This window comes from Streptomyces durocortorensis (assembly GCF_016901035.1).
In the GTDB taxonomy this organism is placed as follows: Bacteria; Actinomycetota; Actinomycetes; order Streptomycetales; family Streptomycetaceae; genus Streptomyces; species Streptomyces durocortorensis.
On record NZ_JAFEUF010000359.1, the window covers coordinates 1 to 5,041 of the forward strand.

The 5,041-nt window shown below is 73.6% G+C and carries 3 protein-coding genes and 2 pseudogenes; 1 reads left to right on the plus strand and 4 read right to left on the minus strand.

Features of this window, described 5'->3' with window-relative positions; all coding sequences use genetic code 11:
• Positions 1 to 217 (plus strand): annotated as a pseudogene (locus JS521_RS33645) (hypothetical protein); the annotation flags it as partial.
• Between the two features lie 34 nt (positions 218 to 251).
• Here JS521_RS33645 and JS521_RS33650 read toward each other — a convergent pair.
• From JS521_RS33650 to JS521_RS33665, 4 genes and pseudogenes are all read right to left on the minus strand, one after another.
• Positions 252 to 1,112 carry an Fpg/Nei family DNA glycosylase gene (locus JS521_RS33650; protein WP_205086683.1) on the minus strand — a complete coding sequence of 287 codons (861 nt, stop codon included), beginning with the start codon at positions 1,110 to 1,112 and terminating at the stop codon, positions 252 to 254.
• Between the two features lie 36 nt (positions 1,113 to 1,148).
• Entirely contained in the window at positions 1,149 to 2,516 is a 1,368-nt protein-coding gene (locus JS521_RS33655) for a wax ester/triacylglycerol synthase family O-acyltransferase (RefSeq protein ID WP_205086684.1), read from the minus strand.
• 152 nt (positions 2,517 to 2,668) lie between these two features.
• The gene (locus JS521_RS33660) at positions 2,669 to 4,732 is read right to left on the minus strand and encodes a SpoIIE family protein phosphatase (RefSeq protein ID WP_205086685.1); all 2,064 of its coding nucleotides are present in this window, start codon (positions 4,730 to 4,732) and stop codon (positions 2,669 to 2,671) included.
• A gap of 68 nt (positions 4,733 to 4,800) precedes the next feature.
• Positions 4,801 to 5,041, minus strand: a pseudogene (locus JS521_RS33665) (DUF6777 domain-containing protein); the annotation flags it as partial.

Consider the following 5,041-nt stretch of genomic DNA (forward strand, 5'->3'; position numbering starts at 1 on the left):
GGCGGTGGAGGTGGCGCGGGTGCCGGCGGTGGGGGTGTGCGCGCTGGTCGCGGTGGGCCGGGACGGCAGTGAGGAGACGGTGGGCAGCTGGTCGGCCGGGGGCGCGGAGGACGGTCCGGTGGAGGTGCCGGGAGGGGCGGCGCTGCGACCGGAGGGCATCGACCACTTCGAGGTGCGCACGGCGGACGGGCGGCGGCTGGTGACGGTGACGCGGTGAGCCGGTGGATCGCTTCGGGACCGCGGGTCCGCCGCTACTTGAGGAACTTGGAGAGTCTGCGGTCGGCCAGCGGCTTCCCGCCGGTCTGGCAGGTGGGGCAGTACTGGAGCGAGGAGTCGCTGAAGGAGACCTCCAGGATGGTGTCCCCGCAGACCGGGCAGGCCTCGCCGGTACGTCCGTGGACCCGCATCCCGGTCTTCTTCTCCGCCTTGAGCTTCCCCGCCTCCACTCCGCTGGAGCGGTCCACGGCGTCCTTCAGGGTGGTGCGCAGCGCGGTGTACAGCCGGGTGACGTCGTCCTCGGTCAGGTCGGCGGTCCGCTTGAACGGGGACATCTTCGCCACGTGCAGGATCTCGTCGCTGTAGGCGTTGCCGATGCCCGCGATGAGCGACTGGTCGCGCAGCGCGCCCTTGATCTGGCGGCGGGCCCCGGCGAGCAGCGCGGCGAACGTGTCGCGGTCGAAGGCGTTGGCGAGGGGGTCGGGGCCGAGGGACGCGATGCGGGGGACTTCCATGGGGTCGCGGACGAGGTGGACCGACAGGCTCTTCTTGGTGCCCATCTCGGTCAGGTCGAAGCCCTCGCCGTCCGTGGTCACCAGGCGCAGGGCGAGCGGGCCCTTGCCCGGTCGGGGCGGGGCGGCGGGGAAGGAGTCCTTCCAGCGGAGCCAGCCGGCCCGGGCGAGGTGGGTGCACAGGTGGAGCCCGCCCGCCCCGATGTCGAGGAACTTGCCGTGCCGGGCGACCGAGGTGACCCGCTCGCCCTCCAGGGCGGTCAGCGGCGGGTCGTACGTCTTCAGGACGCTGATCGCCAGCGGGAGGACGCGGGCGATCTCCTTGCCGACCAGGTGGTCGTCGAGGAAGACCCGCAGGGCTTCGACTTCGGGCAGTTCGGGCATGGCTCCAGACTGCCGCAGCCGGTGGGCGGCTGCCCGTCAGGACACCGGTGAACGGTCCGCGCCGGTGACGAGGGCGTGCAGCTCGGTGAACTCGTCCTCGACCGCCGCGGCGAGCCGTTCGAGGTCCGGCAGTGCCTTGCCGTCGGCCACCAGGCCCACGTGCACCCGCCCGCCGTAGGTGGACAGCGCGACCGCCAGGGACTGGCCCCGGGCCAGCGGGGCCATGGGGTAGAGGGCGGTCAGCGGGCAGCCGCCCAGCGAGAGCGCGGAGCGGGGCAGCGGCACGCTGGTGACCAGCACGTCGAACAGCATGCGGGCGGCGTTGGCCGCCAGGGGTGCGCCGAACCGGTGGGCGAGCGGGGGCAGTTGGTCCGCGAGTACGGCGACGGCTCCGGCTCCCTTGAGGGGGCCGGCCGCCTTGTTGCGATCCATCGCGCTCCGGACCGCCCTGAGCCGCTCGCGCGGGTCGTCCGCGGAGACGGGCAGGCCGAGCAGATAGGCGGAGAGCCGGTTGCCGGTGGCGGCGGCCCCGCCGGGCCGGCGCCGGGAGACGGGCACCAGGGCGCGCGGGTCGGCGGCGGGCAGCGGCTCGCCACGCTCGGCCATCCAGCGGCGCAGCGCCCCGGCGACGACGGCCAGGAGGATGTCGTTGGCCGTGCCGCCCTCGGCGCGCCGGATCCGCTGGAGGTCCCCGGCGTCGAGGTCGGCGGTGGCCAGGCGCCGGGTGCCGCTGGAGGGTGCGGTGAGGGCGGAGGGGCCCCACAGGTCGAGGCGGCCGGCGCGGACGACGGAGGCGCCCACGCCGAGCGCCCGGCCGACCTCGCCGATCCGCCCGAGCGCCATGCCCGCCATCTCACGGGGGTCGGGCAGCCAGGAGCGGGGCGGGACGGCGGGGCGGCCCCGGGCGGCGGTGCGGGCGCTGGTGACGGCGGCGTTCTCGTCGAAGATGCCGGCCCCGATGGCGACCGCCCGCATGCCGTCGGCCAGGGCGTGGTGCAGCTTGACCAGGACGGCGAAGGGTCCGCCGCCCTCGCCGCAGATCAGGTACATCCGCCAGGGCGGCAGCCCGCGCCCGAGCGGCCGCTCCATCAGTTCGCCGGCCAGCCGGGTGGCCTCCGCCATGAAGTCGCCGTCGGTCACGACGACGCGCTCGACGTGCCGGTGCACGTCGAAGTCCTTGTCCACCGTCCAGGCCTTGCCGCCGACCGGCAGCAGGACGTCCCGTACGCCCATGCGCAGCCGGGGGATCGCGGCGGCGCGGGTTCCGAGCAGGTCCAGGATCCGCGCCGGGCCGACGCCGGGCGCCGGGGCGAAGACGGCGAGCGCGCCCAGGTGCATCGGATGGGCGTCCGATTCGAGGTGCCAGAAGGCGAGATCGAGCGGGGCGAGAAGCTCGGTACCCAAGGGGGACCTCATGTCGTCGAGGGCGGCGGGGCCGGGTGCGGCCGATCCCCGCAGTCAATCCTTCGCGGTCGGTTACGGTCAAGTACAGACATGTTACGTACTGTTACGTTGCTGCGCCGGTCACGCTCGTACGGACATGGGCGGGCCGGAATTCAGCGGGCCGGAATGAGGAACTCGCACCACACGCACTTGCCGCTGCCCCGGGACTCCACGCCCCAGACGTCGGCCAGCCGGTCGACCAGCATCAGGCCGCGTCCCGACACCCCGGACTCCCCCGCGTCACGGCGCCGGGGCAGTGCGCTGGAGCGGTCCTCGACGTCGACGCGCAGCCGTCGCTCGGTTCCGGCGAGCACCCGGATCGTCACGACGGCGCCGCCATCGGTGTGCATGAGCGCGTTGGTGATCAGTTCGTCGGCCGCCAGCTCGATCTCGTCGGCCCGGTCCTTCGCCCCCCAGGCCCGCACCGCGGCGCGGATCATGTGCCGGCACGAGCTCAGCGCCTCGGGGTCGTTCTGGGCGACGTGCTGCTGGAGCCGGCCGCCCGGCTGCGGGGCGTGCGCGGCCCGGCGGCGCAGCAACAGGACCGCGACATCGTCCTGGCCGCCGCGCCCGTCGACGGCGTCGCAGAGCTGGTCGGCCAGTTTCTGCAGGTCCTGCGGGCCGTTGGTGACGAGGGAGGTGAGCCGCTGCATGCCTTCCTCGAGGTCGGAGCCGGGCAGTTCGACGAGGCCGTCGGTGAACAGGATCATCGTCTGGCCGGGGTCCAGCTCGACCGTGGAGACCGGGTACTCCAGCCGGCCGAACTCCGCCGAGAGGCCCAGCGGCAGGCCGCCCTCGGCCGGCATCCTGCGGCAGCTCCCGTCCACGTCCCGTACCAGCGGGTCGACGTGTCCGGCGCGGACCACCTGGACGACGCCGGTGGTGAGGTCGACCTCGGCGTAGGTGCAGGTGGCGAAGCGGTCGGTGTCCAGTTCGTGCAGGAAGACGGAGGCGCGCGCCATGACCGTGGCGGGGCTGTGCCCCTCGGCGGCGTACGCGCGCAGGACGATCCTGAGCTGCCCCATGACGGCGGCGGCGTGGGTGTCATGCCCCTGGACGTCGCCGATGACGGCGCCGACCCGGCCGCCCGGCAGCGGGATCAGGTCGTACCAGTCGCCTCCGATGTCCCGGCCGAGGCGGGCCGAGCGGTAGCGGACGGCGACCTGCGCCCCGGGCACGGCCGGGATCCGGCGCGGCAGCATCGCCTGCTGGAGGCCCTCGGCGAGGTCGTGCTCCTGTTCGTAGAGCATCGCGCGCTGGAGGCTCTGGGCGATCGAGGTGCCGAGTGCCATCAGCAGGTTGCGTTCGTCGGCGGTGAAGCCGCCCTTGTCCCGGTAGAGGAGGCCGAGCGCGCCGATCGGGCGGGCCTGGGCGATCAGCGGCATGTAGGCGGCGGAGGTGATCCCGAGGTGGCTGATGTTGGGCCACAGGACCGGGTAGGAGGCGGCGAAGTCCTCGGCGGACTCGATGAAGCGCGGGGACAGCGTGCGGACCACTTCGCTCATCGGGTACTGCTCGTCCACCCGGGTGTACCGGGTGCCGGGGACGTACGCGCCCTCGGGGCCGTCGGCCACCAGGTGGATGCGGCCGGACTCCAGCAGGCCCATGACGAGGCTGGTGGCTCCGAGGTGGGCGAGGCCCTGGGAGTTCTTGAGGACGGCGATGACGTCCTTGACCGTACGGGCGTGGGCCAGCGCGGCGGTGGTGCCCTCGACCAGGCTGGTGCGCTGGCGGCGCTCCTCGTCCAGCTCGCGCCGGGCGGTGGAGTCGGCCAGTTCCTGGGTGGCGTCGCGGACGATCCCGATGATCCGGCGCGGGCGGCCGGTCCCGTCCCGGCGGACGAAGCCCTGGGTGTGGGTCCAGCGCAGCGTGCCGTCGCGCCGCTGGATACGGAAGTACGCGCCGTAGTTGGTGCGCCCGCTCTTCAGGGCGTGCGAGACCAGCCCGTCCAGGCGCTGAGCCTCGTCCGTCGGCACGCGCGGCGACAGCGAGGCCGGCCGGTCGTCGTATTCGTTCGCGGTCAGGTCGAACACGTCGAGGGCGGGCTGGTCCATGTGCATGAGGCCGGTGTCAAGATCCCAGTCGAAGCTGCCCATGCGGTTCAGGGCGAGGCTGAGGTCCGGGTGGGCGGGCCAATCGTCGGGGAGTGACAGGGCACCCGCTACCCGATCATCCATGTGGGCCACTCTGCCACCATTTTTCCGATTCCTCTTGTCCGATTCCGCTGGTGCGAACCCTCGACCGGTCAGCCGGCGAACACGTCGCCGAGATCCGCCTCCATGGGCTCGTCCGGCTCGGCGGGCAGGTCCGGCTCCGCGGGCTCGGCGGGCCCCTCCGGTTCGGCGGGGAAAACCTGGGTCGGCTCGGGCGCGACGTCCGGGACGCCCTCCTCGTACTCCCAAGGATCCTCGGGCGGCGGGTCGCCGAAGTCGTCGGACGATTCCCCGGGCCCGGGGTCCATGGGGGCCTCCGGCTCGGAGGGGGCC